Source organism: Microbacterium sp. JC 701 (assembly GCF_021026215.1).
In the GTDB taxonomy this organism is placed as follows: domain Bacteria; phylum Actinomycetota; class Actinomycetes; order Actinomycetales; family Microbacteriaceae; genus Microbacterium; species Microbacterium algihabitans.
In genome coordinates this window covers 997,042-1,022,603 of sequence record NZ_JAJNCV010000001.1, presented here as the reverse complement: position 1 = coordinate 1,022,603, position 25,562 = coordinate 997,042, and the positions used below count along the sequence as shown (strand labels likewise).

29 protein-coding genes are annotated in these 25,562 nt (G+C 70.5%); 8 read left to right on the top strand and 21 right to left on the bottom strand.

Going from position 1 to position 25,562, the window contains the following annotated elements:
- Positions 1–149: 149 nt before the first annotated feature.
- From LPW41_RS04955 to LPW41_RS04910, 10 genes are all read right to left on the bottom strand, one after another.
- Positions 150–959 carry a hypothetical protein gene (locus tag LPW41_RS04955; protein WP_230704252.1) on the bottom strand — a complete coding sequence of 270 codons (810 nt, stop codon included), beginning with the start codon at positions 957–959 and terminating at the stop codon, positions 150–152.
- A 566-nt stretch (positions 960–1,525) separates the two neighbouring features.
- Positions 1,526–3,136, bottom strand: a complete 1,611-nt coding sequence (gene purH, locus LPW41_RS04950) for a bifunctional phosphoribosylaminoimidazolecarboxamide formyltransferase/IMP cyclohydrolase (RefSeq protein WP_144829177.1) — start codon at positions 3,134–3,136, stop codon at positions 1,526–1,528.
- A gap of 63 nt (positions 3,137–3,199) precedes the next feature.
- Entirely contained in the window at positions 3,200–3,799 is a 600-nt protein-coding gene (gene purN / locus LPW41_RS04945) for a phosphoribosylglycinamide formyltransferase (RefSeq protein ID WP_144829180.1), read from the bottom strand.
- Positions 3,800–3,841: 42 nt separating this feature from the next.
- Complete coding sequence (locus LPW41_RS04940) at positions 3,842–5,338, bottom strand: DUF6350 family protein (protein WP_230704251.1); 1,497 nt, start codon at positions 5,336–5,338, stop codon at positions 3,842–3,844.
- Positions 5,339–5,378: 40 nt separating this feature from the next.
- A complete protein-coding gene (locus tag LPW41_RS04935) occupies positions 5,379–6,473 on the bottom strand; it encodes a sirohydrochlorin chelatase (protein ID WP_230704250.1) in 1,095 nt (364 codons plus the stop codon).
- Positions 6,470–7,609: a uroporphyrinogen-III synthase gene (locus tag LPW41_RS04930; RefSeq protein WP_230704249.1), complete on the bottom strand. Its 1,140-nt coding sequence runs from the start codon at positions 7,607–7,609 to the stop codon at positions 6,470–6,472. Before LPW41_RS04930 ends, LPW41_RS04935 begins: the two co-directional genes overlap by 4 nt.
- Positions 7,606–8,883 carry a uroporphyrinogen-III C-methyltransferase gene (gene cobA / locus LPW41_RS04925; RefSeq protein ID WP_230704248.1) on the bottom strand — a complete coding sequence of 426 codons (1,278 nt, stop codon included), beginning with the start codon at positions 8,881–8,883 and terminating at the stop codon, positions 7,606–7,608. The genes LPW41_RS04930 and cobA overlap by 4 nt, the downstream gene beginning before the upstream one ends.
- Positions 8,880–9,383 carry a nitrite reductase small subunit NirD gene (gene nirD, locus LPW41_RS04920; RefSeq protein ID WP_230704247.1) on the bottom strand — a complete coding sequence of 168 codons (504 nt, stop codon included), beginning with the start codon at positions 9,381–9,383 and terminating at the stop codon, positions 8,880–8,882. The genes cobA and nirD overlap by 4 nt, the downstream gene beginning before the upstream one ends.
- Positions 9,380–11,959 carry a nitrite reductase large subunit NirB gene (gene nirB, locus LPW41_RS04915; protein WP_230704520.1) on the bottom strand — a complete coding sequence of 860 codons (2,580 nt, stop codon included), beginning with the start codon at positions 11,957–11,959 and terminating at the stop codon, positions 9,380–9,382. Before nirB ends, nirD begins: the two co-directional genes overlap by 4 nt.
- 600 nt (positions 11,960–12,559) lie before the next feature.
- Positions 12,560–12,997 (bottom strand): nitroreductase family deazaflavin-dependent oxidoreductase, encoded by a 438-nt coding sequence (locus LPW41_RS04910; RefSeq protein WP_230704246.1) that lies wholly within the window; start codon positions 12,995–12,997, stop codon positions 12,560–12,562.
- Between the two features lie 67 nt (positions 12,998–13,064).
- Between LPW41_RS04910 and LPW41_RS04905 the strand changes: the two genes are divergently transcribed.
- Positions 13,065–14,516, top strand: coding sequence for an NCS2 family permease (locus LPW41_RS04905; protein WP_230704245.1), 1,452 nt, complete (start codon positions 13,065–13,067; stop codon positions 14,514–14,516).
- Between the two features lie 282 nt (positions 14,517–14,798).
- Here the strand turns inward: LPW41_RS04905 and sucD are convergent, their stop codons facing one another.
- The 4 genes from sucD to LPW41_RS04885 form a co-directional block, all read right to left on the bottom strand.
- Positions 14,799–15,701, bottom strand: coding sequence for a succinate--CoA ligase subunit alpha (sucD, locus tag LPW41_RS04900; RefSeq protein ID WP_144829197.1), 903 nt, complete (start codon positions 15,699–15,701; stop codon positions 14,799–14,801).
- A 35-nt stretch (positions 15,702–15,736) separates the two neighbouring features.
- Positions 15,737–16,900, bottom strand: a complete 1,164-nt coding sequence (gene sucC, locus LPW41_RS04895) for an ADP-forming succinate--CoA ligase subunit beta (RefSeq protein WP_144782578.1) — start codon at positions 16,898–16,900, stop codon at positions 15,737–15,739.
- A 201-nt stretch (positions 16,901–17,101) separates the two neighbouring features.
- Positions 17,102–17,296, bottom strand: a complete 195-nt coding sequence (locus LPW41_RS04890) for a hypothetical protein (RefSeq protein WP_144829200.1) — start codon at positions 17,294–17,296, stop codon at positions 17,102–17,104.
- A gap of 53 nt (positions 17,297–17,349) precedes the next feature.
- Positions 17,350–17,742: a VOC family protein gene (locus tag LPW41_RS04885; RefSeq protein ID WP_230704244.1), complete on the bottom strand. Its 393-nt coding sequence runs from the start codon at positions 17,740–17,742 to the stop codon at positions 17,350–17,352.
- 53 nt (positions 17,743–17,795) lie between these two features.
- Between LPW41_RS04885 and LPW41_RS04880 the strand changes: the two genes are divergently transcribed.
- Positions 17,796–18,203 carry a RidA family protein gene (locus tag LPW41_RS04880; RefSeq protein ID WP_144829203.1) on the top strand — a complete coding sequence of 136 codons (408 nt, stop codon included), beginning with the start codon at positions 17,796–17,798 and terminating at the stop codon, positions 18,201–18,203.
- Between the two features lie 9 nt (positions 18,204–18,212).
- Here the strand turns inward: LPW41_RS04880 and LPW41_RS04875 are convergent, their stop codons facing one another.
- From LPW41_RS04875 to LPW41_RS17020, 3 genes are read right to left on the bottom strand one after another with little or no spacing between them, the layout of a single operon-like run.
- On the bottom strand, positions 18,213–18,620 hold the full coding sequence (locus LPW41_RS04875) for an ASCH domain-containing protein (RefSeq protein ID WP_230704243.1): 408 nt from the start codon (positions 18,618–18,620) through the stop codon (positions 18,213–18,215).
- Positions 18,620–19,222, bottom strand: coding sequence for a DNA-binding response regulator (locus tag LPW41_RS04870; protein WP_154096107.1), 603 nt, complete (start codon positions 19,220–19,222; stop codon positions 18,620–18,622). The genes LPW41_RS04875 and LPW41_RS04870 overlap by 1 nt, the downstream gene beginning before the upstream one ends.
- Positions 19,219–20,379, bottom strand: coding sequence for a sensor histidine kinase (locus tag LPW41_RS17020; RefSeq protein WP_230704242.1), 1,161 nt, complete (start codon positions 20,377–20,379; stop codon positions 19,219–19,221). The genes LPW41_RS04870 and LPW41_RS17020 overlap by 4 nt, the downstream gene beginning before the upstream one ends.
- Before the next feature lie 152 nt (positions 20,380–20,531).
- Here LPW41_RS17020 and LPW41_RS04860 point away from each other — a divergent pair, with 152 nt between their 5' ends.
- Positions 20,532–21,032, top strand: a complete 501-nt coding sequence (locus LPW41_RS04860; RefSeq protein WP_230704241.1) for a small multidrug efflux protein — start codon at positions 20,532–20,534, stop codon at positions 21,030–21,032.
- Positions 21,033–21,042: 10 nt separating this feature from the next.
- On the opposite strand, the gene LPW41_RS04855 is transcribed toward LPW41_RS04860, so the two are convergent.
- Positions 21,043–21,597 carry an alpha/beta hydrolase gene (locus LPW41_RS04855; protein WP_230704240.1) on the bottom strand — a complete coding sequence of 185 codons (555 nt, stop codon included), beginning with the start codon at positions 21,595–21,597 and terminating at the stop codon, positions 21,043–21,045.
- 143 nt (positions 21,598–21,740) lie between these two features.
- On the opposite strand from LPW41_RS04855, the gene LPW41_RS04850 reads away from it, so the two are divergent.
- Complete coding sequence (locus LPW41_RS04850) at positions 21,741–22,172, top strand: Lrp/AsnC family transcriptional regulator (RefSeq protein ID WP_230704239.1); 432 nt, start codon at positions 21,741–21,743, stop codon at positions 22,170–22,172.
- On the opposite strand, the gene LPW41_RS04845 is transcribed toward LPW41_RS04850, so the two are convergent.
- On the bottom strand, positions 22,173–22,748 hold the full coding sequence (locus tag LPW41_RS04845) for a hypothetical protein (protein ID WP_230704238.1): 576 nt from the start codon (positions 22,746–22,748) through the stop codon (positions 22,173–22,175).
- 76 nt (positions 22,749–22,824) lie between these two features.
- Between LPW41_RS04845 and LPW41_RS04840 the strand changes: the two genes are divergently transcribed.
- Both LPW41_RS04840 and LPW41_RS04835 read left to right on the top strand, forming a co-directional pair.
- Positions 22,825–23,190, top strand: a complete 366-nt coding sequence (locus tag LPW41_RS04840) for a hypothetical protein (protein ID WP_230704237.1) — start codon at positions 22,825–22,827, stop codon at positions 23,188–23,190.
- 113 nt (positions 23,191–23,303) lie between these two features.
- Positions 23,304–23,885, top strand: a complete 582-nt coding sequence (locus tag LPW41_RS04835) for a helix-turn-helix transcriptional regulator (protein WP_154096113.1) — start codon at positions 23,304–23,306, stop codon at positions 23,883–23,885.
- 23 nt (positions 23,886–23,908) lie between these two features.
- Here the strand turns inward: LPW41_RS04835 and LPW41_RS04830 are convergent, their stop codons facing one another.
- Together LPW41_RS04830 and LPW41_RS04825 are read right to left on the bottom strand one after the other, a co-directional pair.
- Entirely contained in the window at positions 23,909–24,391 is a 483-nt protein-coding gene (locus LPW41_RS04830; protein ID WP_230704236.1) for a nucleoside deaminase, read from the bottom strand.
- Between the two features lie 91 nt (positions 24,392–24,482).
- On the bottom strand, positions 24,483–24,755 hold the full coding sequence (locus LPW41_RS04825; protein ID WP_230704235.1) for a hypothetical protein: 273 nt from the start codon (positions 24,753–24,755) through the stop codon (positions 24,483–24,485).
- A gap of 151 nt (positions 24,756–24,906) precedes the next feature.
- On the opposite strand from LPW41_RS04825, the gene LPW41_RS04820 reads away from it, so the two are divergent.
- Positions 24,907–25,248: a hypothetical protein gene (locus LPW41_RS04820; RefSeq protein WP_230704234.1), complete on the top strand. Its 342-nt coding sequence runs from the start codon at positions 24,907–24,909 to the stop codon at positions 25,246–25,248.
- Positions 25,245–25,472 carry a DUF1653 domain-containing protein gene (locus tag LPW41_RS04815; RefSeq protein ID WP_230704233.1) on the top strand — a complete coding sequence of 76 codons (228 nt, stop codon included), beginning with the start codon at positions 25,245–25,247 and terminating at the stop codon, positions 25,470–25,472. Before LPW41_RS04820 ends, LPW41_RS04815 begins: the two co-directional genes overlap by 4 nt.
- The last annotated feature ends 90 nt before the right edge of the window (positions 25,473–25,562 follow it).

The following is a 25,562-nucleotide window of genomic DNA, read 5'->3' as shown; positions in this document are numbered from 1 at the left end:
TTTGGGGCGGATTCCGTCGTTCGGGGCGGATGATTCACGCCCCGAACGACAGAACGCGCCCCGAACGCGACCGCTGCCACCACCAAACCCGCCGGTCCGGTACGCCTTCGCGTCCAGCGAGCTGCCGCCATTGCGTGATCGCTTCCCGGCTACACCTCAACGGTCGAAGTCGCAGTCGCCCCCGACCTCGGCACCGGATGGGCGCTCGCGTACGCCTGCGCACGCCGGATCTGCCGCAGTTGCAGCGGGATCACGACCGCGAGGCTGACGATCACCAGTCCGAGGAAGATGGCGCTGAACACGCGGAACGCAGGGTCCGAGGTCTCTGACAGGAGAGTATTGATCTGCAGGATCCCCTGACCCGCGATCAGCGCCCCCAGCGAGATCAGCTGGTAGGTCAGAAGAGCGGGAGCCACGGGTGCGTACCGCGCGGCGGCCTCCTCTTCTTCCGGAGTGAGCTCCACCTTCTTGTTCCCCAGCACCACCTTGCCGATGGCTCGCAGTCGCCCGAGGTCGCCGTCAACGAGCGCACGGGTGCGCCGACCAAGCCGGTAGGACGGGAACATCGCCCCCACGCCACCTCCGAAGAGAAGCGTCATCGCGATGGGGAGACCGACGAGCGGGAACCAGTTCTCCTCCGCTCCGAAGATCAGGCCGAGGGAGAGCGAGAGGGTTCCCATGATCACGAAGGTGATGACGGCGGTCAGCACGATACGGCGGATGTCACGGCGTCGCTCTTCCGGTGGGTAGATCGACGCCACCTCGCCGGCGACCTGATGACGATCCGCGTTCCGCAGCGCAGGGCCCATGGCGTATGCCGCGGCCATCAGCACGGCTCCCCCGGCGATGAAGGCGATCGGAAGCCACGTCGGAGCGCCCACCAGAACCGCATACGTGATGATCAGCGCGACAGAGGCGATCTCGACGACGCCCATGACGATCCACATCCGGCGGAACATCTGGCGCGATCCCCGAGACCTGCGGGGGTCCCAAAGGTCAACCACGACCCCATGAGCATCGGACCGACGGCGAATCCGCCGATCGCCGCGGTCGCGAGGAACACCTCCCCGCCCGCTCTTCGAGGAGAGGTCAGCCCCAAAAGGACACCGGCACCCAGCGCGAAGGCCAGCAGCACGACGATGACGACCACCAACACCGCCACGCGCGACGCTCGCGACATTCTTCCGGCCACGTCTCCGGACTCCTCACCGCGACCGACGATCGCTCACCGAAAGCTATCGGCCCGTCCGCGCCGGAAGCTCGCACTGGCGGTTCGCGGGGTCTTGTGAGTGCGTTACCGCTTGATCCACTCGTCCCCCGCCGTCGGCGCTTCGCGCCCCTCCGGGTTCGGGGCGGATTCCGTCGTTCGGGGCGGGAAATTCACGCCCCAAACGACAAAGTGCGCCCCAAACCGCACCCCGCGAACCCACGCAACGCCCCGCCAACGCCAAGATCCACGCCACACCCCCACACACCACACCGCCCCCGCGACCGAGGTCACGAGGGCGGCGCGAAGCGCGACGGCTCAGTGGAAGAAGTGACGCTCTCCCGTGAAGAACATCGTGACGCCGGCGGCGCGCGCGGCGTCGACGACCTCGGCATCCCGAACCGATCCACCGGGCTGGATGATCGCCGAGATCCCGGCGTCGATCAGCACCTGCGGCCCGTCGGCGAAGGGGAAGAACGCGTCGGATGCCGCGACCGAACCGGCAGCACGGTCACCGGCCCGCTCGACGGCGAGGCGGCACGAGTCGACGCGGTTGACCTGGCCCATGCCGATACCGACGGTGGCCGAGGCCTGCGCGAGCACGATGGCGTTGGACTTCACCGCGCGGCACGACTTCCACGCGAAGATGAGGCTCTCCATGTCGGCTTCGGCGGGACGCTCGCCCGAGACGAGCTCCCAGTTCTTGGCGACCGACTCGATGTCGTCGGGGAAGCGGTCGGCGTCCTGCAGCAGAAGTCCGCCTGAGACGAGGCGCACGTCCATCGACTCCTGCGTCCAGTCGGCGGGCAGGCGCAGCACGCGCAGGTTCTTCTTGAGCTTGAACACTTCGAGCGCTTCGGGCTCGAAGTCGGGCGCGATGATGACCTCGGTGAAGATGTCGCGCAGGTTCTCGGCCATCTTGAGCGTCACGGTGCGGTTCGCGGCGATCACTCCACCGAAGGCCGACACGGGGTCGCACTCGTGCGCGCGCAGGTGCGCCGAGGCGATCGGGTCGAGCGCGTTGGGGGCGGCGACGGCGATGCCGCAGGGGTTCGCGTGCTTGATGATCGCGACGGCGGGCTTGACCATGTCGAAGGCGGCGCGCAGGGCAGCGTCGGCGTCGACGTAGTTGTTGTACGACATCTCCTTGCCCTGCAGCTGCGTGGCCTGGGCGATGCCGTGACCGCCGACGCGCGTGTAGATCGCGGCGCGCTGGTGCGAGTTCTCGCCGTAGCGCAGGGTCGACTGGCGCTCGGCCTGGATCGTGAGGTGCGCGGGCAGGTCGATGTCGTCGCCGAGCGTGCCCTCGGCGAACCAGGTCGACACGGCGGTGTCGTAGGCGGCGGTGTGCGAGAAGGCGCGGGCGGCGAGCTCGCGGCGCTGCACGAGGGTGGTGCCGCCCTGCGCCTGCACGGCGTCGATGATCGCGGGGTACGACTCGGGCGAGACGACGATGGCGACGTTGGCGTGGTTCTTCGCGGAGGCGCGCACCATCGCGGGGCCGCCGATGTCGATCTGCTCGACGACGTCGTCGCCCTCGGCTCCGGATGCCACGGTCTCGACGAACGGGTAGAGGTTCACGACGACGAGTTCGAAGGGGCGGATACCGAGCTCGTCGAGCTGCGCTTCGTGCGAGGCCAGGCGCAGGTCGGCGAGAAGACCGGCGTGCACGTTGGGGTGCAGGGTCTTCACGCGGCCGTCGAGCGACTCGGGGAAGCCGGTGACGGCCGAGACGTCGGTGACCTCGAGGCCGGCGTCGCGCAGCAGCGTCGCCGAGCCGCCGGTCGAGACGATCTCGACGCCGGCGGCGGCGAGGGCTTCACCGAGCTGCAGCAGGCCGGTCTTGTCGCTGACCGACACGAGGGCGCGGCGGATGGGGACGATGTCGCGGGGACGGTAGTCGGCGGGGTCGTGGCGGGGTCCGGCCATGGCTTTCGGCTCCTGTGTCTCGAGTCGGGTTCGTCCGCAGCGGGCGAGCGCCCGCCGCGCGGGTCAGGCGGTTCGGGATGCCGCGGCGGCGAGGTCGAGCTCGCCCTCGGCGATGCGGCGCACGACGTCGATGAGCAGACGTCGTTCGACGGGCTTGATGCGGTCGTGCAGGGTGTCTTCGGTGTCGCCGGGCAGCACGGGGATGCGCTCCTGCGCGAGGATCGGCCCGGTGTCGACGCCGGAGTCGACGACGATGACGCTCGCTCCGGTCTGCTCGACGCCGGCGGCGAGGGCGTCGCGCACGCCGTGGGCTCCGGGGAACTCGGGGAGGTACGCGGGGTGGGTGTTGATGATGCGGGGTTCCCACGCGGCGACGAGGTCGGCCGGCAGCAGGCGCATGAGTCCGCTCAGCACGACGAGGTCGGGATTCCACACGGCCAGCTGCGCACCCAGTTCGGCGCCCCACTCTTCGCGGCTCTCGAACGAGTCGTACGCGACGAGGAAGCTGGGGATGCCGAAGTGCTCGGCGTGGGCGAAGCCGTCGGCTTCGCGATCGGCACCGACCACCACGACGCGCGCCGGAAAGTCGGGGGCGGATGCCGCCTCGAGCAGGGCGCGGAGGTTGGAGCCGGTGCCGGAGATGAGGACGGCGACCGTGAGCACGCGCTCAGTCTACGCAGGTGGGTCGGAGCGCGCCGAAGCGGGTCAGCGGTCGTCGCGGTCGGCCGAGCCCCACGCCGCGCGGATGCGAGCGCGCTCCTCGTCGGTCAGGCCGACGTCGGTGCGCTCGGGCGTCGCGGCGGGCGAAGGGCTAGGGCCACCGGCATCCGGTTCGGTGAAGGTACGGGGCCAGACGTCGGAGGCGATGCCGGTTCCGGGGGCCGCGAGCACGGGGGCGGGGCCGGTCGCGTGCTCGTCGTGGTCGAACGCGGCGTGCTCGCGGGGGGCCGGGACGAACGCGGGCGTCTCGTCGCGCTGCTCGACGACCTCGGCCGGGGCGTCGCCGCCGACGCGGGGGCCGAGCAGCATGATCGCGAGCCCGACGAGCACTTCGAGGCCGAGCGCGAGAGCGAGGGGGCCGGGCTGCGGGCCGGTCTCGACGAGTCGTCCGGGCCCGATCGCTCCGCTCGAGAGCACCGCGGCGAGCGCGCCCGCTCCGCCGGTGAGCACCGCGACGCTGAGGGCGACGACCAGCCGGGGTGCGACGGGTTCGTGGTCATCGTGCAGCGGCATCCGGGATCGCAGGATCCACCCGGTCAGGGCGCCGACCGCGACGGGAAGCAGCACGAGCAGCAGCAGCCACGACGAGGTGGTGTCGGGGACCGCGCCGAGCACCGGGATGCCGGGGAGCGCTCCGACCTGCGTCGCCGCCGGCGTCACGGCGGTGTCGGTGCCGAGCGCGAAGCCCGGGCCGGCCGTGAACGACAGGGCCCACAGCACGAGCGTCGGCAGGTACATCACCTGCCCGAGGGCGATGACGGTGGCGCCGAGCGCGTCGGCGTTGCTGGCCTGGAACAGCCCGATCACCTGCGTCGAGCGCGCGATGAGGCCGGCCACGACCACCACCGAGGCCACGGCGACCAGTCCGAGCGCGGTGACGGCGAAACCGCGCAGCGCCAGGGCGGGCACGCGGGCCCAGTCCCGCGGCATCCGCGAGATCCATCCGCGCACGGCGTCGACGGGGCCGTCGTCGCCCACCCGCCACGCACCGAGCACCGCCCCGACGAACGAGGGGACGACGAAGAACAGCGACGGCAGAAGGATCGAAAGCCAGGTGTCGGATGCCACGAGCGCGGCGTTCGACGTGAGTGCGACGACCGTGGTCAGGGCGGTGAAGACCACCGAACCCGACAGCCAGCCGGTGAGCGCTGCTCCCGCCTCTCCGGCGCGGGCTCCCGAGCGCGCGGCGAACAACGCGGTGAAGGCGGCGAAGGCGAGAGGCGCGAGCGACAGCGTGAAGGTCGCGAACGAGGGGTCGATGCCCGTCGCCGCGAGATACGTGTCGGGCAGCGTGAGCGTGACCGGCACCAGGTGGCCGAGGTGCCACACCGCGGCCGACGCCGGCCACAGGGCCGACCAGTCGGGGTTGCCGATGCCGAACACCCACAGCAGCGTGAGGGGCGCGAGCACCACGGCGATACCGCCCGCGGCGGCCAGGACGGCGTCGAGAGCGGCCAGAAGGGCGACAAGAAGGCGATGCATGGGCGTGGTGAACCCTACCCGCGCTCCCCCAGCGCTCTGCTCAGGCGCGGCGGCGAGCGCGCGAGAAGAGGTCGCGCAGCCCGGCGAGGAGCCCGCGCGAGGAGGACCCTGCCACCTCCGCAACCGAGGTCCCTGAGCCTGTCGAAGGGTCCGCAACCAACGCACGACCGGGGGCTTCGACAAGCTCAGCCACCTCCGCCACCGAGGTCCCTGAGCCTGTCGAAGGGTCCGCAACCAACGCACGACCGGGGGCTTCGACAAGCTCAGCCACCTCCACCGACGCCGACGGATGACCGGAGGCTTCGACAAGCTCAGCCACCTCCGCAACCGAGGTCCCTGAGCCTGTCGAAGGGTCCGGAACCGACGCACGACCGGGGGCTTCGACAAGCTCAGCCACCTCTGCGACCGAGGTCCCTGAGCCTGTCGAAGGGGCCGGGACCACCTCCGCAACCGAGGCCTGGGGGCGGCGCGCCGCGGCCCACCGCTCCCACACCACCGTCGCCAGGCGCGGGTCCGCGCCGATCGGGGCGGTGGTGAGGTCGGCATCCGCCTTCTCGATCACGCGCGAGAAGTGCCCCGGGGCGAGCACGTAGCTCGCGGCGACCGTGCGGCGGCCGTCCGCGCGTGCTGTCGCCACGGCATCCGGAATGCGGGGGTCGGATGCCGCGGCGTAGGCCGTGACGACGGGACCTGTCACACCGGCGTCCGCCATCAGCTCCGCCATGCGTTCGACGTCGACCACGGCGCCCGGGCGGGTGGATCCGGCCGCGGCGAGCACGACGGTGTCGTCGGGAGCGGCCCCGGCCGCGCGCACGCGATCGGCGAGAATCTCGGCCAGCACCGGGTGGGGTCCGAGCGCGGGCGCGACCGGGAGGCCACCCGCGGCCTCCACCAGGTCGACCTCGGTGTGATAGCCGGTCGACAGCAGCAGTGGCACGATCACGATGTCGTCCGTGCGCTCCCGCGCTACGGCGACCACGTCGGACACGTACGGACCGTGCACGTCGACATAGGCCTCGAGCACCTCGACGCCCGCGGGAGCGGTGGAGCGCAGCACCTCGAGCAGCTCGCGCACGACGACGCGACCCTCTTCGAACCTCGTGCCGTGGGCGCAGGCGATCAGTACGGCGGTCATGCGTCCTCCTCGTCCATCACGTCGAGCCGGTATCCGCGCTTGTAGACGGTGCGGATCAGGTCGAGCCCGCCGAGCGCCTCGCGCGTGCGGGCCACCGCCACCTCGACGGCGTGGCCGCTGGACTCCGCGCTCGACAGCGCGGCGATCAGGTCGGCGCGCGAGACGACGGCCCCGGGGTTCTTGGCGAGTGCCCGCAGGATCTCGACGCCGGTGCGCGGCAGCGGCGTGAACTCCCCGTCGAGCACGATCCCCGATGAGCGGATGCCGAGGTGCCCGACCGTCGTCGGGATGAGCGCCGCGTCCACCCCGCCGTAGTGCGTCACCACGGCGCGCACGAGCGCTCCGAGTCGTCCGCGGTCGGGGATGAGCGGGGTGATACCCGCCTCGAGGAGGGGACCGGCGGTGATGGGCCCGACGGCGGCGACGAGCACGTGCCCGCGGGCGGCTCGCGCGGCCACTCCGTCGAGCGCGTCGGCCCGTTCGGCCGCGAGGATCCACTCGCGCGCGGCGGGGGCCGAGGTGAACAGCACCGCGTCGATCTCTCCCCGCGCGACCTGCTGGGTCGACGCGGCGACGACCTCGGGATCGGGCGGCGGGCCCCAGCGGTAGATCGTGAGGCTGGTCACGCGGGCCCCGGCCGCTTCGAACGCCTCGTCGAGACCGTCGGCCCCCGAGCCGTGGTGCTGCACCGCGACGTGGAGGCCCTCGATCCCCTCGGCCACGAGGAAGTCGCGCAGTTCGGCGGCCGTCTCGCTCTCGGCGACCCAGTCGGCCTCGAACCCGGCCTGCTGGATCGCCCCGCGCGCCTTGGGGCCGCGGGCCACGATCCGTGCGATGTCGAGCACGGGGGCCAGAGCGTCGTGCAGACCCGCCTCGTCAGCCGTCTCCATCCAGGCGCGGAACCCCACGCCGGTGGTGGCAACGACGACGTCGGGCGGGTCGTCGACCAGCGACCGCGTCTGCGCGATCAGCTCGTCGTCGTCGACGTGCGGGACGATCGTGAGCGCCGGCGCGACCCGCACGCGCGCGCCGTGACGTTCGAGCGCGGCCGACAGCTCCCCCGACCGCCGGTCGACGGGAAGCAGCACGGTGCACCCCTGGAGCACCGTGCTGATCGTCCGCGCGGGTGTGGTCACCCGAGGCCCTCGCTCCGGCCGACCGTGACCGCGACCGACGGCGCAGGAGCTTGAGCCGCAGCGGGCGCCGAGACCGGCAGCAGCAGATCGGCCCGGGCGACCTCGCCGAACACCAGCACCGCGGGATTCGCGAGGCGGTGAGTCTCGGCATCCGCCATCGCCGTCGCGAGCGTGGTGCGGATCGTGCGCTGAGCGGGGGTGTGGCCGTTCTCGACGAACGCGACGGGCCGCGTCTCGGGAGCCCCGGCGGCGCGGGCCGCGGCGACGAACCGCGGCAGGGCGCTCACGCCCATCAGCGCGACGACCGTGGCGCTGTCGTCGCGCAGGGCGGCGAGGGTCGCTTCGCTCGGGGTCTCCTGACCGTTCACGACATGCAGGGTACCGGCGACGCCCCGGTGCGTCACGGGAACGCCCGCCGACGAGGGAACGGCGATCGCGCTCGAGATGCCGGGCACGACCTCGACCGCGATCCCGGCCTCTCGGCACGCGATGACCTCTTCACCACCGCGGCCGTAGACGAACGGGTCGCCGCCCTTGAGTCGCACGACCCGCAGCCCGCGAGCGGCGCGGTCGACGAGGATCGCGTTGATCTCGTGCTGCGGCACCGGGTGGTGCTGCGGGCGCTTGCCCACGTCGATCAGCTCGACGTCGTCGCCGAGCTCGGCGAGCACGCCGGTGGGTCCGAGCCGGTCGTGCACGACGACGTCGGCCTCGGCCAGCAGCGCGCGGGCGCGCACCGTCAGCAGATCGATCGGGCCGGGACCGCCGCCGACGAGCGCCACGCTCCCCACGAGCGGGCGACGTCGGCGGCGGAGCGGAAGGGCGCCTTCGGCGAGGCGCTGGGCGATGGCGTCGCGCACGGCGACGCTGCGGCGGGGGTCGGCACCCGCGGTGGAGACGACGCCGACCATGACGTCGCCACTCGTGGTCTCGGCGGCCAGGCGCGCGGTGCCCTTGCCTCCGTGGCCCGCATTGACGCACCACACACGGCGGGCCTCCGCTGCGGCGACGACGGCGGCGTCGACGGATGCCGCGCCCGTGGCCGTGTGGCAGAACCAGGCGTCATCGAGGTCTTCGGCGGCGAAGGCGCGCGCCTGCCATTCGATGTCGCCCGCGGCGGCGAGCGCGGCGAGACCCGGCGTCGCGACGGGGGCGACCACCCGCACCCGGGCGCCGGCGGCGCGCAGCCGCGCGATGCGCTTCTCGGCGACGGAGCCGCCGCCCACGCACACGACGAGCTTGTCGGTGAGGTCGAGTCCTGCGAGAGCGATCATCGGGCGTCTCCTTCTGCGAGGTCAGCATGCGCGGGATCGGCGTGCGCGGGATCAGCGTGAGCGCTGCCCGCCGGCACCGCGCCGGTCACGAGCTTCACGAACACGTCCCCGTCGGCGACCGCGACCGGGTGCACGGCCACGGCCAGCGGCTCCTTGCCCTGCGTGTCGAGGCAGGCTCCCGTGCGCAGGTCGAACACCTGCTTGTACATGGGCGAGGCCACGGTGGGCACTCCCCCGCGGTCGCCGACGATCCCGCGCGAGAGAACCGCCGCCCCGCTGAACGGGTCGATCTGGTCGGTCGCGAAGATACGGCCGTCGAACGTGCGGAACAGTGCGATCTGCCGGTCGCCGAGCAGGGCCGCGGCCCCGCGCTCCACGAGCAGGTCGTCGACGCGGCACACGCGGATCCAGCCCTGCGCCGCCGGCCCGTCGGCAGCGCCGGTCGAGCTCGACGTCACGGCCGGGGTCCCGGCATCCGGAGTCGTCTCCATCAGGGTCATGACCGCACCGCCAGCGTCGTGCCACCGATGAGCACCGCGCCCGACGCGCGTTCCTCGGCCGTGGCGGGTCGGGCCTGGCCGCGCTCGGCGACGTAGGCGAGCGAGGGGTCGGGCTTGTCGGGGGCGTTGACGAAGCTCTGGAAGCGCTTGAGCTTCTCGGGGTCGGCGAGGGTTGCGGCCCATTCGTCTTCGTAGGCGTCGATATGGGATGCCATGGCCCGGTCGAGATCTTCCGCGATGCCGAGCGTGTCGTCGAACACGACGCCCTTCAGCGCCTCGAGGCCGCCCTCGTAGTCCTCGGCCCACGGCGCCGTGCGCTGCAGCCGGTCGGCGGTGCGGATGTAGAACATGAGGAACCGGTCGATCGCCCGCAGCAGCCCCTCGTCGTCGAGGCCCTCGGCGAACAGCACCGCATGACGCGGGGTGAAGCCGCCGTTGCCGCCGACGTAGAGGTTCCAGCCGGCCTCGGTCGCGATCACCCCGATGTCCTTGCCGCGGGCCTCGGCGCACTCGCGCGCGCAGCCCGAGACGCCGAACTTGAGCTTGTGCGGCGAGCGGAGGCCTCGGTAGCGCAGCTCGAGCTGCACGGCCATGCCGACCGCGTCCTGCACGCCGTAGCGGCACCAGGTCGAGCCGACGCACGACTTCACGGTGCGCAGCGACTTGCCATACGCGTGACCGGATTCGAAGCCGGCGTCGACGAGGCGCTTCCAGATGTCGGGCAGCTGGTCGAGGCGGGCGCCGAACAGATCGATCCGCTGGCCGCCGGTGATCTTCGTGTACAGCCCGAAGTCGCGCGCGACCTCGCCGATCACCACGAGTCCCTCGGGCGTGATCTCGCCGCCCGGGATGCGCGGGACGACGCTGTAGCTGCCGTCGCGCTGGATGTTGGCCATCACGTGGTCGTTCGTGTCCTGCATCGTCGCGAGCTCGCCGTCGAGCACGTGCCCCGAGTACAGGCTGGCGAGGATGCTCGCGAGAGCCGGCTTGCAGATGTCGCAGCCGCGCCCGGTGCCGAAGCGCTCGACGATCGAGGTGAAGGTGCGCAGCCCCGACACCCGGACGGCGTCGAACAACTGCGCCCGGGTGAACGAGAAGTGCTCGCACAGTCCGTTCGAGACTTCTTTTCCGGATGCCGCGAGCTCGGTCGCTACGAGCTTCTTCACCAGCGTGAAGCACGAGCCGCACGCAGCTCCCGCCTTGGTGCAGGCCTTGACCTCGGCTGCATCCGCGCACTGGTGTTCGGTGACGGCCTCGCGCACGGCTCCGGCGGTGACGCCGTTGCACGAGCAGACGATCGCGTCGGCGGGCAGGTCGCCCTGCGGGGCCGGAGCGAGGTCGGAGGGCATGAGGTAGGCCGCGGGGTCGCCGCCGAGGGCACGACCGACGAGCGGACGCAGCGAGGTGTACGCCGAGGCGTCGCCGACCAGGATGCCGCCGAGCAGCGTCTGCGCGTCATCGCTCAGCACGAGCTTCTTGTAGACGCCCGACACCGGGTCGGCGTAGGTGACGTCGAGGGCGTTCGGCGTCTCGGCGAACGCGTCGCCGAAGCTCGCGACTTCGACGCCCGAGAGCTTGAGCTTGGCCGAGGTGTCGAACCCGGGGAAGGCGGCCTCGCCGCCGAGCAGGCGCGTCGCGGCGACCTCGGCCATCGCGTAGCCGGGCGCGACGAGACCGATGCACTGCCCGTCGAAGCTCGCAACCTCGCCGATCGCCATGATCGCGGGATCCGAGGTGTCGCAGCCCTCGTCGATTACCACGCCGCCGCGGGGGTCGACCCGCAGCTCGGCGGCACGGGCGAGCTCGTCGCGGGGCCGCACGCCGACCGTGAAGACCACGATGTCGACGGCCTCCCACGTGCCGTCGCGCAGCTCGAGGCCGCACACGGCGCCGGTCTTGTCGGCATCCACCCGGGTCGTCACCGAGCTCGTGCGCACCTCGATACCGCGCGCTTCGATGAGCCGCTGCAGGGTGCGCGCCCCGCCCAGGTCGAGCTGGGCCGACATGAGGCGCTCGTTCGACTGCAGCACGAACGGCGAGACGCCCTCGGCCTGCAGGGCTCCCGCGGCCTCGAGTCCGAGCAGACCGCCGCCGACGACCGCGCCGCGCAGGGGCCGGCCGAGCTGGGCCGAGCGCTTCGCGACCCACGCCCGCATCGCCGCGACGTCGTCGAGCGTGCGGTAGACGAAGCAGCCCTGGTGGTCGAAGCCGTCGAGGGCCAGGCGCGCCGCGAACGAGCCGGTCGCCAGCACGAGGCGGTCGTACGCGTGCGTCGACCCTCCGGCCGTGGTGACGGTGCGCGCCGCGCGGTCGATCGCCGTGACGCGGGCGTCGGTGCGCACCCGCACGCGCTCGTGCTCGAGCACGGCGGGGTCGAGGGCGAGGTCGTCGGGGGTCTTGCCGCTGAAGTAGCCGGTGAGGCCGACGCGGTCGTACGGGCCGCGGGCCTCGTCGCCCAGCACCGTGACTGACCAACGGCCGTCGGTGTCGCGGCTCGTGAGGCTCTCGACGAAGCGGTGGGCCACCATTCCCGCACCCACGACCACGACGGATCCGGATGGAGCGGGGTGGAGCATGCCGTCACCGTACGCGGCGGACTTTGCCGAGGCGTCAGCGGCGTGTTTCGTTCCGGTTGCGGGGTTCGAGCGGGCCATGCCCCGACGCTAGGCAGCCGAGGTTTCTCCCGCCCTCGCGCCCGCGTTACCCCCGGCGAACGTTTCTCTCACGCGGGCGCGGGCCCGGTGTGAGGTTTGCGCCCACCAAGGTGGCTGAGCCTGAGGTGGCTGAGCCCGAGGTGGCTGAGCCCGAGGTGGCTGAGCCTGTCGAAGCCACCGCAACCCGCAGACAACCCCGGCCCTTCGACAAGCTCAGGGACCTCCGCCAAGGTGGCTGAGCCTGTCGAAGCCACCGCAACCCGCGCGGCGCCCAGCGAGGTGGCTGAGCCTGTCGAAGCCACCGCAACCCGCGCGGCGCCCACCGAGGTGGCTGAGCCTGTCGAAGCCACCGGAACCCCGCAGACCACCCCGGCCCTTCGACAAGCTCAGGGACCTCCGCCAAGGTGGCTGAGCCTGTCGAAGCCACCGCAACCCGCGCGGCGCCCAGCGCGGTGGCTGAGCCTGTCGAAGCCACCGCAACCCGCAGACAACCCCGGCCCTTCGACAAGCCCAGCGGCTCCGTCAGTCGACCGGCTCCAGCACGAACAGCTCGATGCGGCGGTCGGTCTTCTTCTGGTACTCGTCGTAGTCGGGCCAGACCTCGGTCGCGTAGCCCCACCACTCCTCGCGCTCAGCGCCCTCGGCCTGGTGCGCGTCGTACTCCTTCTTCACGTCGCCGTCCTGCAGGGCGACGCGGGGGTTCTTCACGAGGTTAAAGAACCACGCGGGGTGCTCCGGGGCGCCGCCCTTCGACGCCACGACCGCGTACTTGCCGTCGTGCTCGACGCGCATCAGGGCGGTCTTGCGCAGGCCGCCCGTTTTGGCGCCGACGGTGGTGAGGACGATGATGGGTACGCCCCGCATGTCGGCGGACTCCTTGCCCCCCGTGGCTTCGAACGTCTCCGCCTGCTGACGGGCCCATTCGCTGGTGCTGGGTAGATACTCTCCTGAGAGTGACATAGCTCACACGATACGTCGGCGTCTTCCCCCTCCGGTCTAGCCCCTCCCCCTTTTTCCTGGAGCCTTCATGAGCGCTTCTGCTCCCGAGACCACGACCGTTCCCACACCGAAGAACCGTCTCGACAAGTTCTTCGAGATCACCGCGCGCGGCTCGACCGTCGGCGCGGAGGTCCGCGGCGGCGTGGTCACCTTCGTGACGATGGCCTACATCGTCATCCTCAACCCGATCATCCTGTCGGGCACGCCCGACGTCGCCGGCAACGCCCTCGGCTTCACGCAGGTCGCCGCGGTCACCGCGCTGACCGCGGGTGTCATGACGATGCTCTTCGGCCTCGTGACCCGGTTGCCGTTCGCCTTCGCCGCGGGCCTGGGCATCAACTCGTTCCTCGCGGTCGGCATCGTGGGCGAGGTCACCTGGCCCGAGGCCATGGGACTCGTCGTCATCAACGGCCTGATCATCGTGCTGCTCGCGGTCACGGGCCTGCGCCGCATGATCTTCGAGGCCGTGCCCCTCGCGCTGAAGACGGCGATCACGGTCGGAATCGGCCTGTTCATCGCGTTCATCGGCTTCGTCGACAGCGGCCTCGTCACCTCGACCGGCCTGAGCTCGCCCCCGGTGGGCCTCGGCGTCGGCGGCTCGATCGCCACGATCCCGACCGCCCTGTTCGTGCTGACCCTCGTCATCACCGCCGTGCTGCTCGTGCGCAAGGTCAAGGCCGCGCTGCTCATCGGCCTGCTCTCGGGCACCGTCATCGCCGTGATCGTCGAGGCGGTCGCGGGTCTCGGTGCGAAGGCCGACGGCAACGCCGGTGGCTGGGGCCTGACCGTGCCGACCCTCCCCGCGCAGTGGGTGAGCCTTCCCGACCTGTCGCTCGTCGGCCAGGTCGACCTGGCAGGCTCGTTCGGCCGCATCGGCATCCTCGCCGCCCTCATGCTGGTGTTCACGCTCGTGTTCACGAACTTCTTCGACGCGATGGGCACCATGACCGGCCTGTCGCGCGAGGCGGGACTCGCGGCCCCCGACGGCACCTTCCCGCGCCTGCGCTCGGCGCTGGTGATCGAGGGCATCGGTGCTGTGGCCGGAGGCGCAACCTCGTCGTCGTCGAACACGGTGTTCATCGAGTCGGGCTCCGGCATCGGCGAGGGCGCCCGCACGGGCCTCGCCAACGTCGTGACGGGAGCACTGTTCCTGCTGGCGATGTTCTTCACGCCGCTGACCAGCATCGTGCCGAGCGAGATCGCCGCCGCGGCCCTGGTCATCGTGGGCGCGCTGATGATGGCGCAGATCCGCCACGTCGACCTCTCCGACCTGTCGGTGCTGATCCCGGTGTTCCTCACGGTCACCGTCATGCCGCTGACCTACTCGATCGCCAACGGCATCGGCGCGGGCTTCGTCAGCTGGGTGCTGATCCAGGCCCTCTCGGGTCGCGCGCGTCGAGTCAGCCCCCTGCTGTGGATCGTCGCCGCCGGCTTCGTGGTCTTCTTCGCCCGCGGCCCGGTCGAGGCTCTGCTCGGCTGAGGTTCGATTCCCCTCGGAAGGGTCCGGATGCCGCGGCATCCGGGCCCTTTTCCGTCGCTGCCGCAGGGCGGGGCGCGAGGCAACCGCCCCACCGCACCGAAGCCGCACCCGTTTGCTCAGACCGCACCCGTTTGCCGCCCATCCGATAGTCCTCGACGACCGAGTGCGTCCTCACGCGGTCCGCCCCGTCGCCCGCCCGCGTCCGCGCCCGCCCCGCCCGGCACGACGGACACGCGAAAGGGCCCGGATGCAATGGCATCCGGGCCCCGCAGAGAGTGCTGCTTACAGGCTCTCGATGATCTCGCGCATCAGGGCGGCAGCCTCGGACGGCGTCTTGCCGACCTTGACGCCGGCGGCCTCGAGGGCCTCCTTCTTCGCCTGAGCGGTACCGGCCGAGCCCGAGACGATGGCGCCGGCGTGGCCCATGGTCTTGCCCTCGGGAGCGGTGAAGCCGGCGACGTAGCCGACGACCGGCTTGGTGACGTTGGCCTTGATGAAGTCGGCGGCACGCTCTTCGGCGTCTCCACCGATCTCACCGATCATGACGATGGCCTTGGTCTCGGGGTCGGCCTCGAACGCCGCCAGGGCGTCGATGTGCGTGGTGCCGATGACCGGGTCGCCGCCGATGCCGATGGCGGTCGAGAAGCCGAGGTCGCGCAGCTCGAACATCATCTGGTAGGTCAGGGTGCCCGACTTCGACACGAGGCCGATGGGTCCCTTGCCGGTGATGTTCGCGGGCGTGATGCCCACGAGCGCCTCGCCGGGCGTGATGATGCCGGGGCAGTTCGGACCGATGATGCGGGTCTTCTCGCCCTTTGCCTTCGAGTACGCCCACGCCTCGGCGGTGTCGCCGACGGGAACGCCCTCGGTGATCACGACGAGCAGGGGGATCTCGGCGTCGATGGCCTCGACCATCGCGTCCTTGGTGAAGGCCGGGGGCACGAACGCGATCGACACGTCGGCGCCGGTCTCGCGGATGGCCTCTTCGACCGACGCGAAGACGGGCAGCTCGACGTCGTTGCCCGACGCGTCCTGGTGCGAGACCGTGGTGCCGGCCTTGCGGGCGTTCACGCCACCGACGACCTGGGTGCCGGCCTTGAGCATGAGGGCGGTGTGCTTGGTGCCCTCACCGCCGGTGATGCCCTGGACGATGACCTTGGAGTCCTTGTTGAGGTAGATAGACATGTTCTCTTTATCCGGTCCCTGAGCTTGTCGAAGGGTTAGGCGTTGGCCAGTTCGGCGGCCTTGTCGGCGCCCTCGTCCATACCGGCTGCGAGGGTGACGAGCGGGTGGTTGGCGGCGGCGAGGATCGCGCGACCCTCTTCGACCTGGTTGCCGTCGAGGCGCACGACGAGCGGCTTGGTGGCGGTGTCACCGAGGATCTCGAGGGCCTTGACGATGCCCTCGGCCACGGCGACGCACGAGGTGATGCCACCGAAGACGTTGACGAAGACGCTCTTGACCTGCTCGTCGCCGAGGATGACGTCGAGGCCGGCGGCCATGACGGTCGCCGAGGCGCCGCCGCCGATGTCGAGGAAGTTGGCGGGCTTGACGCCGTTGTGCTTCTCACCGGCGTACGCGACGACGTCGAGGGTCGACATGACCAGGCCCGCGCCGTTGCCGATGATGCCGACCTGACCGTCGAGCTTGACGTAGTTGAGGTCGTGCTGCTTGGCCTTGGCCTCGAGCGGGTCGGCGGCGTCCTTGTCTTCGAGCGCCTCGTGGTCGGGGTGACGGAAGCCGGCGTTCTCGTCGAGCGAGACCTTGCCGTCGAGGGCGATGATGTCGCCGTCTTCGCTCTGGATGAGGGGGTTCACCTCGACGAGCGTGGCGTCCTCGCCCTTGTAGACGTTGAAGAGCTTGACGAAGACGTCGGCCACCTTGGGGGCCAGCTCGTCGTCGAACTTCGCGGCCTTGGCGATCTCGAGGGCCTTCTCGGGCGTGATGCCCTCGATCGGGTCGACCTCGATGCGCGCGAGCGCCTCGGGACGCTCGACGGCGAGCTCTTCGATCTCCATGCCGCCCTCGACGCTCGAGAGCGAGAGGTAGGAGCGGTTGGCGCGGTCGAGCAGCACCGAGAAGTAGAACTCCTTGGCGATGCGGGCGCCGGCGGCGACCATGACGCGCTTGACGACGTGACCCTTGATGTCGAGGCCGAGGATGGCCTGGGCCGCCTCGAACGCCTCGTCGGGGTTCTTCGCGACCTTCACGCCGCCGGCCTTGCCGCGGCCTCCGGTCTTGACCTGAGCCTTGACGACGACGACACCGCCGAGCTTCTCCGCGGCCGCCTTCGCCTCCTCAGGGGTGTCGGCGATGATGCCGGCGAGTACCGGCACCTCGTACTTTTCGAACAGATCACGTGCCTGGTACTCGTAGAGATCCACGGACAATCCTTCGCTGGGCGATCGGTGGTGGGAGGAGGCGAACTCTCTCGATATCAAGAGATCTTCGCCAGTCGACAACCCTACTAGACGGGGCTGGAGCCCCCCGACCCCTGCCCCTTCGATGGGAGGGGGTTCCCGGATGCCGCCGTGGCCGGCAGAACAGAGAACTCAGGGTTACAGCGACGGCACGCGGGCGCCGGCTCACTTTTTCGGACGCACTACGAACCACGCGATGACCGCGCCGATGATTCCGAGGAACAGGCCGATCGAGATGCCGAATCCGACCCCGATCGAGGGCACGAGCAGTCCGATGAGCGGCCCGGCGATGATGCCGACGACCACCCCGATGATCACGTACCGCGCCAGCCCCGCGTCGCCCGCTGCGTTGTCCGCCATGCCCCGACCGTAGCGACGCCGGCGGGCGGGAGGCAGAGCTTGACGGATGCCGCTCACCCCGGGTTGTGCATGAATTCGATGCGGATACCGTCGACGTCTTCGACGAACGACGCGTAGTACGTCGGCGTGAACCGGGGGTACTCCTTGGGTTCGCGCACGGCCGTCCACCCGGCATCCAGGGCTAAGGCGTGCATGCGGTCGACGTCGGCGCGCGAGGCGACGGCGAACGCGAGGTGCTGCCACCCGACCCGCCCGTGTTCGTGGGGGCCGGATGCCGTGTCCCGGGCCGGCAGCACGATGAATTCGGTCTCGCCTTCGGCGTACCACGAGGCCCCGTTGCCGCCATCGGTGCGCTCGAGCCCGAGAGCGGTGAGGATCGGATCGAACTGCGCGATCGCGCGATCGACGTCGGAGACGCTGACACTCAGGTGATCGAAGAGGGGCATGCGCCTAGTCTGGCCAGGACCTCCGACATCGCCACCTCCGGGAGCCTCGAACCATGCCGTCCGTCGTGACCCTCATCCGTTCCGCGTCGCTGTCGGATGCCGCCGAGTACGCCTACGCCGCCACCGCTCCGGCGAACGCCCGCCTGATCTTCCTCGCCGGCTCGTGCCCGTTGAACGCCGACGGCTCGACCGCCGGCGTCGGCGACTACGCGGCGCAGGCCGCGAGCTGCATCGAGAACATGACGATCGCCCTGCGCGAGGCCGGGGCGACGATCACCGATGTGATCAGCACGCGCGTGCTCGTGGCATCCGCTCGACAGGCCGATCTCGTCGCGGCGTGGGAGGTCGTGCGCGACGCGTTCGGCGATCACGACGTGCCGAGCACGCTGATGGGCGTCACCGTCCTCGGCTACGACGACCAGCTGGTCGAGATCGAGGCGGTCGCCGCGGTCGTCGACTGATTGCGTGGGTCAGCCCACCACCGCGAACTGCTCCAGCACCACTCGGGTGTCGTCGTCGACGACGAAATCGTCGCCCAGCTCGTCGCGCATGGCATCCGATGTCCAGAACCGCACGTGGCCATCGCGCCACTGGGCGACCGACGCGTAACCCTCCCCCTCGGCGATCGCGTGGGCGAGGGGAACGTCCCGCAGGGCCACGACCTCGACCTCGGTCGTCTCGATGACGCAGACCGGCTCACCGAAAGAGTCGATCACCACGCCCCGCTCGCCGACGGCGGGGAGCGGATCACCGGCGACGGCATACTCCTGCTCCAGCGAGCTCGTCGTCGTCTTCTCCCCCGCACGGATCGCCGCGACGATCCGGTCGCGACCGGGCCCGGGGAACATGAACTCGATCGGCGTCAGCTGCTCCGCCATCAGATCCACCCCCGCTCGCGCGCGTGGATCGTCGCCTGCTGGCGACTCGCGAGACCGAGCTTGCCGAGCACCGACGACACGTGGTTTCGCACCGTCCCCGCCGACAGGTGAAGGGATGCCGCGATCTCGGCGACCGTCTCCCCCCGGGCTCCCGCGCGCAGCACGTCGAGCTCGCGGTCGGTGAGGGGGCTGCGCTCGTCGCTCAGCGCGTCGGCGGCGATCTCGGGGTCGACGTAGCGCCGCCCGGCCGCGACCTCGCGGATCACCGCCGCCACGTCATCCGCGGGCCTCGATTTGGGCAGGAACCCGTCGACTCCCGCACCGAGCGCGCGCCGCAGCACGCCGGGCCGCGCGTGACGCGTGACGATCACGCAGCGCGAGGCGACGCTGCGCAGGATCTTCGCGGCCGTGTCGACCCCGTCGAGTCCGGGCATCTCGAGATCGAGCAGGCACACGTCGGGCTTCAGGCGCTGCGCCTCGGTCACGGCGCTTTCGCCGTCGCGGCATTCGGCCACGACCTCGAGGTCGTCCTCCAGCCGCAGCAATGCGGCGAGCGCGGTGCGGATCATGTCTTCGTCGTCGGCGATGAGCACGCGGATCATGCGGGAACCTCCTCGGGCACTCGAACCGTCACGCGGAAGCGGTCGCCGAGCCGTGTGGCATCCACCACTCCTCCCACCGCTCCCACGCGTTCGGCGATGCCCGACAGCCCCGCCCCATCGCCGACGGGTGAGGCGGCACCGCGCGAGTCGTTCTCGACGACCAGCACCCAGGCGCCCTCGTGTCGGGCGAGCGAGAGCGAGGCCGAGACCCCGCCGCCGTGCTTGAGCACATTCGTCGTGGACTCTCGGACGACCGGTCCGAGCACATCGGCCGGCGCCCGATCGGCCTCGGTGTCCACCAGCAGATCGACGGTCAGCCCCGCCGCGCGCAACAGGTCGGCGGCGTTGGCGAGTTCGTCGGGAAGGGGCACTCCGCGGAAGCGCGCGGCCAGATCGCGCGTGCCGCGACGGGCTTCGTCGACGCTCGCGCGAGCCGCGCGCACCTGTTCGACGGCAGCATCCGGATCCCTCCCCATCATCTTCTCGGCGAGCTCGAGCTGCAGCGCGATCACCTGCAGGTGGTGGCCCTGCAGGTCGTGCAGGTCGCCGGCGAGGCGCAGGCGCTCTTGCGCGGCGGCGAGACGCCCCTCGGCGCGCCGCGCGCGGTCGAGTTCGCGCACGATGTCCCACCACCACAGCGACGTCGCGGTCAGCGGCGCGAGCATCGCGACGAACAGCGGCAGGGCGAAGCCGCTGACCTCGTATCCCGCGGGTTGGATGCGCGTGGCATCCACGAACCAGGCCGCCGCGATCACGGCGAGCAGCAGCACGACCAGACGCAGCCGGATGCCGTGCCTCCAGCGCACGAGACACAACGCCTGCGCGGTGAAGCCGACGCCGAGCAGCAGCGACCCGGCGCTGATGCCCATGAGCACCGCCGAGACGAAGCCGAGCGCGACGAGCGGCCACACGCGGCGGCGCGCGGAGTCGTCGTCTTCGAGGGGCTCCTGCCGGTAGCGGATGAGCAGCAGGACGGCGGACGCCACCGACCCGGCCACCCCGACGAGGTTCAGTACGAGGGCGGGCACGGTGCCGTCGACGAAGACCGACAGCGACCAGAACAGCGCCGCGAACAGATGGAGGAACAGGATCGACGACGCCGTGTACCACCAGGTGACGCGCACGTCGCGGGCGTAGGCGGCGGTGGAGGTGCTCACCCCGGCCACTGTACGGCCGTGACATTCGTCATGGGTGGGCCGTCGCATCCTCCCGCGCGGTCATGACACCGCGACACTGCCGCCGGGCGGCGCGGATCGATGGGATGGAACCACCGCGGAACACGCCGCGGACTCATCCCCCAGGAGTGACCATGTCGAACCCCGTCTCGGACCTCGTTCTCGGATTTCAAGGCCTCGTCGCCGATGTGCCCGAGTTCGTGCAGCCGCTCATCGTCGCCCTCGCCGGCGCCGTGCCGTTCATCGAGGGCGAGGGCGCCGCCGCGATCGGGCTCATCGGCGGTATCCACCCCGTGGTCGCCGCCGTCGCCGGGGCCGTGGGCAACCTGCTGTGCGTCGCGATCGTCGTACTGGTCGCCTCGCGCGTGCGCACCGCCGTCACCACCCGCCGCGGAGCCGCCGCGAAGCCCCCGACCGCGCGCCGCGAGAAGTTCGAGAAGGCCTACCACCGGTACGGAACCCCCGGTGTGAGCCTGCTCGGCCCCCTGCTCCTGCCGACGCAGTTCACCGCCGCCGCCCTCACCTCGACCGGTGTGCCCCCGCTGCGCGTGATCGCCTGGCAGGCCGCCGCGATCGTGCTGTGGACGACGGTGATCACCCTGCTCATCACGGGCGTCATCCGCGCGGTGGCGTAAGGGGCTGGGTTCAGTCGTCGGCGAACGCTCGGTGCAGCGCCTCTCGACCCTGGGGCCAGTCGCCGAGACCGCTGGCGGAGTTGAGATGGCCGAGGTCACCCACGACGACGAACTCACTACCCCACCCGCGCGCGAGACCCTCGGCCGTTCCGAGGTCGCAATACGGATCGTTCGTGCTGGCCACGACCACGCTGGGGCAAGGCAGCGAACGCACGTCGAGCCTCGTGAAGCTCGGGGCCTCTGCAGCCGGAAACGCGTCGCCCGTCGGGTCTGGCGGCGCCACCAGGAGCACCCCGCGCGGAGGGCGTCCGGCTGATGGCCGCAGCCACTCCGCCACCGCCCAGCATCCGAGGCTGTGGGCGATCAGAACGATGTCGTCTACCCGCGGTTCGAGGTCTGCCGCCGCCCGATCGATCGCTGCGACCCAGTCTCCGAGATCCGGCTGCGACCACGAGCTCGGCTCGACACGCACGGCGATCTCGTCGCCCCACCGGCGCTCCCACCTCGTCTGCCAGTGCGCGTCGTCCGACCCGCCGATCCCGGGAACCATCACGTATCCGATCACAGTCTTCCTTCGGTTTTGCGCGCGCGAGGCGCCTCGGATGGGTGGCTGTACGGGTCGAGCATGATGGGATCATCATCGACACGCGAGCGCAGCGAGCGATCCCTAAGCAGTAGGACGGAAACGCGATGGAAGCATTGGATCGAGTGGACCGCCGAATCCTCGAGCTGCTTCAAGACGACGGACGTCTCACCGGCGCCGAGGTGGGCCGCAGGGTCGGTCTGTCGCAGCCGGCGGCCGGCGCCCGCATCGCGCGGCTCGAGAAGACGGGGGTCATCTCCGGGTATCGCGCCGTCGTCGACGCAGCCGTCGTGGGCCTGAACATCCGCGCCGTCATCCGCCTGCGCACCACCCACGCGCAACTCGGCCCCGCATTGCAACTGGCGTCGCAGATGGAGGAGGTCACGTCGACTCTGCGAGTGACGGGTGAGGACTGCCTGATTCTCGACGTGCACTGCGTCGACGCAGCACGGTTGGAAAGGGTCGTCGATTCGCTCGCGCGTTTCGGCCCGGTCACTACCTCGCTGGTGCTGCGCGAGTATCCCGCGAAGCCCCTCGCGCCGGCGTCCGTCGGCTAGCTAGCCCGCGACCGGCGGTCCCGGCGAAGGGTCGGCGGCGGGTTGACCGTCTTGAGTCGCGTCGATCTCGCTCCGCCGTGCGAGCACCTCGCGGATGATCGCGTTCTTACGCAGACTGCGCGGGGTGGTGACGACGGAAACGACGAGCATCACGACGAAGAACGCCGCGGCCAGGCCCCAGTACGGGCTTCGCGTGATCGTGAGCGAGAGCGCGACAGGGGTCATCAACCCGAAGACGACCGGATTCAGCCAGAGGGCGCGCCGCAGTAGTTGATGCTGACGTTCGACGATGGTCGCCCACGCGACGACATCGATCTCGGCCGGCACCCGCCCCGTCTTGAGAGCGTGTCCGATGCGATCCAGTTCGAGGGCTCCGCCGGCGTCGCTTCGCTGCCGGACAACTATGACCGTGAAGACGACGGTCATCACGGTGGCGAAAATGGAGGTTCCGATCAGGCGGGCGGCGAGAGGGCCGTCCGGCAGGGCCAACTGCCCGCCCGCGAAATAGGCACCCGCGAAGAAGACGAAGTAGACCGGGGCGAGAGCCCACAACGGCAACGTCCGGAATCTGCGCATGAGCGATGGTCTCAGCCCGGCGAGAAGTGAGGAGGGTGCCTGCTCTTCCTCCGCCGTAGGCGCTAGGTTGTCGCGGGTGGATGGAGTCCAGTGGGGTGCAGAAGGTGTATTCCTGCTGGTCTTCAGCTCGGTCATGGCTGTTGCATTCCCCATCGTGATGCGATTCAAGCTCGCCAGCCCCCAGCTCCTCCGCGAGCAGGTGATGTTATCGACAAGCCGTGGGGTCGTGATCTGGACGGTCCTCGTCGCCCTGGGCGCGGGACTCTTCGGACTCACCTCCGTGTTCGTCGCCCTGGAATTTCCGGTTGGCTGGGGAATTGCCGCGATGGCAATCAGCGTGCTGGTCTGCACCCTCTGGTATGCGATCCTCTATCGCCGCACGATCCGCGAAATGGAGCGCGAGCTCATGTCTCGCGACGCGGCGCCTCCAGACCCCGACTGACGCCCCGCCCCTCAACCCGTTCAACAGCTCGTCACGATCAGCCCCCTGGTCCTGAATACGGCCGCGATCCCTCAAGCCCATCCTGTTATCGTTTAAGAGAACAGGAGGTCGGAATGGGCATCGTGAACACTCTTCGCAGGGCGCGCCGACGCTCCGGCGCAAGCCTTCGAAACGTGGCTTCGCAATCGGGGGTGGGGGCAGGCAATCTCAGTGCGATCGAGAACGGCCACCGCGAGCCGACCTCGTCCACGGTGGATCGGCTCGCCTCGACCATGGGAATCGAATGGGTGCCCTTTCACGCCGAAGGACGCACTCCCGCCGCGACCGCCGCAGAAGAGATCACGAGCGCCGAGGCCGACGGGCGGCATGCGCAGGCGTACCGCCGCTTCCTTCAATTGGCCGACGATCTCGCTTCCGCCGATCCGGTGACGCGCGTGCTGCTCTCAGCGGAGCCGCCAGACACATTGCCCTCCCGGTGGCTGGACGCGATCGCCGCTGTCGTGGAATTGCGCTTGCACGAGGTTCGCGCTCCGATCCCTTCATGGGTCACCGGCTACTCCGGTCAGCCGGATGCCGTGTGGGAGCCTCAGCGCGGTTCACGCGCTCTCCCGCTCAGCGCAGATCACGACAATGTTCCCGCCGAATTCCTCAAGCGAGGTGTCGCGATCGAGCAGGGTGAGTTGCTCACTGCGTGAGAACCGCCCGCACTAGAGCCCGCTCAGCCCCAGAAGCCCCGGTGCGGCTCCGCCGCCTCGTCCTCGAGGTGCGGCCCCGACACCGCGATCGCCCGCCCGCCGTGCGCGAAGACCTCGCGCGAGGGCAGGTCGAGGGCGGCTCCATCGTCCTCTCCCCCGGCGATGTCGATGAGGCCGGTGCCCGAGAGGGCGTACACGACGCGGCCGATGCCCGCCCAGAAGATCGCCCCGCAGCACATGGCGCAGGGTTCGCACGACGTGAACAGAGTGGATGCCGGCAGCTCAGCGGCATCCACCTCCTTCCACACCCGTCGAACGAGGTTGGTCTCGGCGTGACCCGTGACGTCGCGGTCGGTGAGGACGGTGTTCTCTGCCTCGATCACACGGCCGTCGCCCGTGACGAGCAGGGCACCGAACGGGTGGTTGCCGTGCTCGCGCGCCGCGATCGACAGGTCGATGGCACGGCGGAGGTGGGCGAGGTCGGTCGAATCGAGCGTGTCGGTCATGCCGTCGATGATGGCGGATCGATGTTTCGGGGAAGAAGAGGGCGGATGCCGCGGCGTCGGTCGACTCGTCAGGAGTCGCCGCGCATTTCGGTCACCCCCGACGATCAGGCAGGTCACGCGGGCGGCCGTCGTCACCCTCCCCCGTCAGCACGGATCCGTACACGGCAGGGAGGTCCGTCGAGGTGGACGGCGTCCATCCGTAGGCCGCGGACTCCACCGCTCCCGCGTCCATCAGCGGACGCAGCGCGGATCGCAGAGCCTCGCGCCCTCGCCGACGACGAACCAGCGCAATCGTGAGCCGCACGACGATCCCCACCGCGATCGCGCCCCAGAACAGGTACTCGATCCATCCGAATGCGCCCACGCGTGGCCTCCCCTGTCGCCGCGGTGCGTGGGACCGCCGACGATACCCGCTCGCGTCCCGGCGAGGAAGCGAGGTGGCGAAGCGCGCGGCCTCTGAGCAACGACTCGACGCCCGGCAACCGCGCCGGAGCCCCGCCGTCTAGGCTCAACTCATGACCTGCACCGCTCGCCCCACCTATGACGAGATCTACGAGTGGGTCACCGACTACGAGAAGCACGACAGCGTCGCCCACGCGACGGTGCACGTGCTCCGCCAGGACGACCCCGAGCACCTCAACTCGGGCATGGTGGCGATCCACCTCAACCACGGTCCCGCGTCGATCTCGTTGAACGTCGACTGCGAGCGCACGTGGACGGCAGCTCTCTCGGAGCGCTCCGGCGAGTTCCCCCTGTCGGGCGGCAACCTCGTCGCTCTCGGCGAGGAGCTGTACACGACGGGCAAGCTCTGCGAGTACCTGCAAGCGCGTACCGACGACGTCGCCGCGGTTTCGTGACGCACGCCGGGCTGCCGCACGTCGAACCCGGCATCTACGAGCACTTCAAGGGCCAGCGCTACGAGGTCTTCGGAATCGCTCGTCATTCCGAGACCGAAGAGGTCTTCGTCTCGTACCGCACCCTCTACGGCGACCACTCGTTCTGGGTGCGCCCGATCGCGATGTTCACCGAGCACGTCGAGCGCGACGGCTACTCGGGCCCGCGCTTCCGCCGCGTCGAGTAGCGCGTCTCGACAGATCCCGGATGCTGAGCCACCCGGGCTGCGCGAGAAGACCGCCTCGCCCTTCGTCGGTGTCGAACCGCGCTGTCAACG

What these genes read in the sequence shown, in the direction of transcription:
- LPW41_RS04820 (WP_230704234.1), top strand. Translation starts at nt 24,907, where the DNA reads ATGACCTGCACCGCTCGCCCCACCTATGACGAGATCTACGAGTGGGTC.
- nirB (WP_230704520.1), bottom strand. Translation starts at nt 11,959, where the DNA reads ATGCTCCACCCCGCTCCATCCGGATCCGTCGTGGTCGTGGGTGCGGGA.
- LPW41_RS04860 (WP_230704241.1), top strand. Translation starts at nt 20,532, where the DNA reads ATGTCGAACCCCGTCTCGGACCTCGTTCTCGGATTTCAAGGCCTCGTC.
- LPW41_RS04845 (WP_230704238.1), bottom strand. Translation starts at nt 22,748, where the DNA reads ATGCGCAGATTCCGGACGTTGCCGTTGTGGGCTCTCGCCCCGGTCTAC.
- sucD (WP_144829197.1), bottom strand. Translation starts at nt 15,701, where the DNA reads ATGTCTATCTACCTCAACAAGGACTCCAAGGTCATCGTCCAGGGCATC.
- cobA (WP_230704248.1), bottom strand. Translation starts at nt 8,883, where the DNA reads ATGATCGCTCTCGCAGGACTCGACCTCACCGACAAGCTCGTCGTGTGC.
- LPW41_RS04885 (WP_230704244.1), bottom strand. Translation starts at nt 17,742, where the DNA reads ATGCCCCTCTTCGATCACCTGAGTGTCAGCGTCTCCGACGTCGATCGC.
- LPW41_RS04830 (WP_230704236.1), bottom strand. Translation starts at nt 24,391, where the DNA reads ATGACCGACACGCTCGATTCGACCGACCTCGCCCACCTCCGCCGTGCC.
- LPW41_RS04890 (WP_144829200.1), bottom strand. Translation starts at nt 17,296, where the DNA reads ATGGCGGACAACGCAGCGGGCGACGCGGGGCTGGCGCGGTACGTGATC.
- nirD (WP_230704247.1), bottom strand. Translation starts at nt 9,383, where the DNA reads ATGACCCTGATGGAGACGACTCCGGATGCCGGGACCCCGGCCGTGACG.
- LPW41_RS04955 (WP_230704252.1), bottom strand. Translation starts at nt 959, where the DNA reads ATGTTCCGCCGGATGTGGATCGTCATGGGCGTCGTCGAGATCGCCTCT.
- LPW41_RS04880 (WP_144829203.1), top strand. Translation starts at nt 17,796, where the DNA reads ATGCCGTCCGTCGTGACCCTCATCCGTTCCGCGTCGCTGTCGGATGCC.
- LPW41_RS04870 (WP_154096107.1), bottom strand. Translation starts at nt 19,222, where the DNA reads ATGATCCGCGTGCTCATCGCCGACGACGAAGACATGATCCGCACCGCG.
- LPW41_RS04910 (WP_230704246.1), bottom strand. Translation starts at nt 12,997, where the DNA reads ATGTCACTCTCAGGAGAGTATCTACCCAGCACCAGCGAATGGGCCCGT.
- LPW41_RS04835 (WP_154096113.1), top strand. Translation starts at nt 23,304, where the DNA reads ATGGGCATCGTGAACACTCTTCGCAGGGCGCGCCGACGCTCCGGCGCA.
- LPW41_RS04935 (WP_230704250.1), bottom strand. Translation starts at nt 6,473, where the DNA reads ATGACCGCCGTACTGATCGCCTGCGCCCACGGCACGAGGTTCGAAGAG.
- purH (WP_144829177.1), bottom strand. Translation starts at nt 3,136, where the DNA reads ATGGCCGGACCCCGCCACGACCCCGCCGACTACCGTCCCCGCGACATC.
- LPW41_RS04875 (WP_230704243.1), bottom strand. Translation starts at nt 18,620, where the DNA reads ATGGCGGAGCAGCTGACGCCGATCGAGTTCATGTTCCCCGGGCCCGGT.
- LPW41_RS04905 (WP_230704245.1), top strand. Translation starts at nt 13,065, where the DNA reads ATGAGCGCTTCTGCTCCCGAGACCACGACCGTTCCCACACCGAAGAAC.
- LPW41_RS04940 (WP_230704251.1), bottom strand. Translation starts at nt 5,338, where the DNA reads ATGCATCGCCTTCTTGTCGCCCTTCTGGCCGCTCTCGACGCCGTCCTG.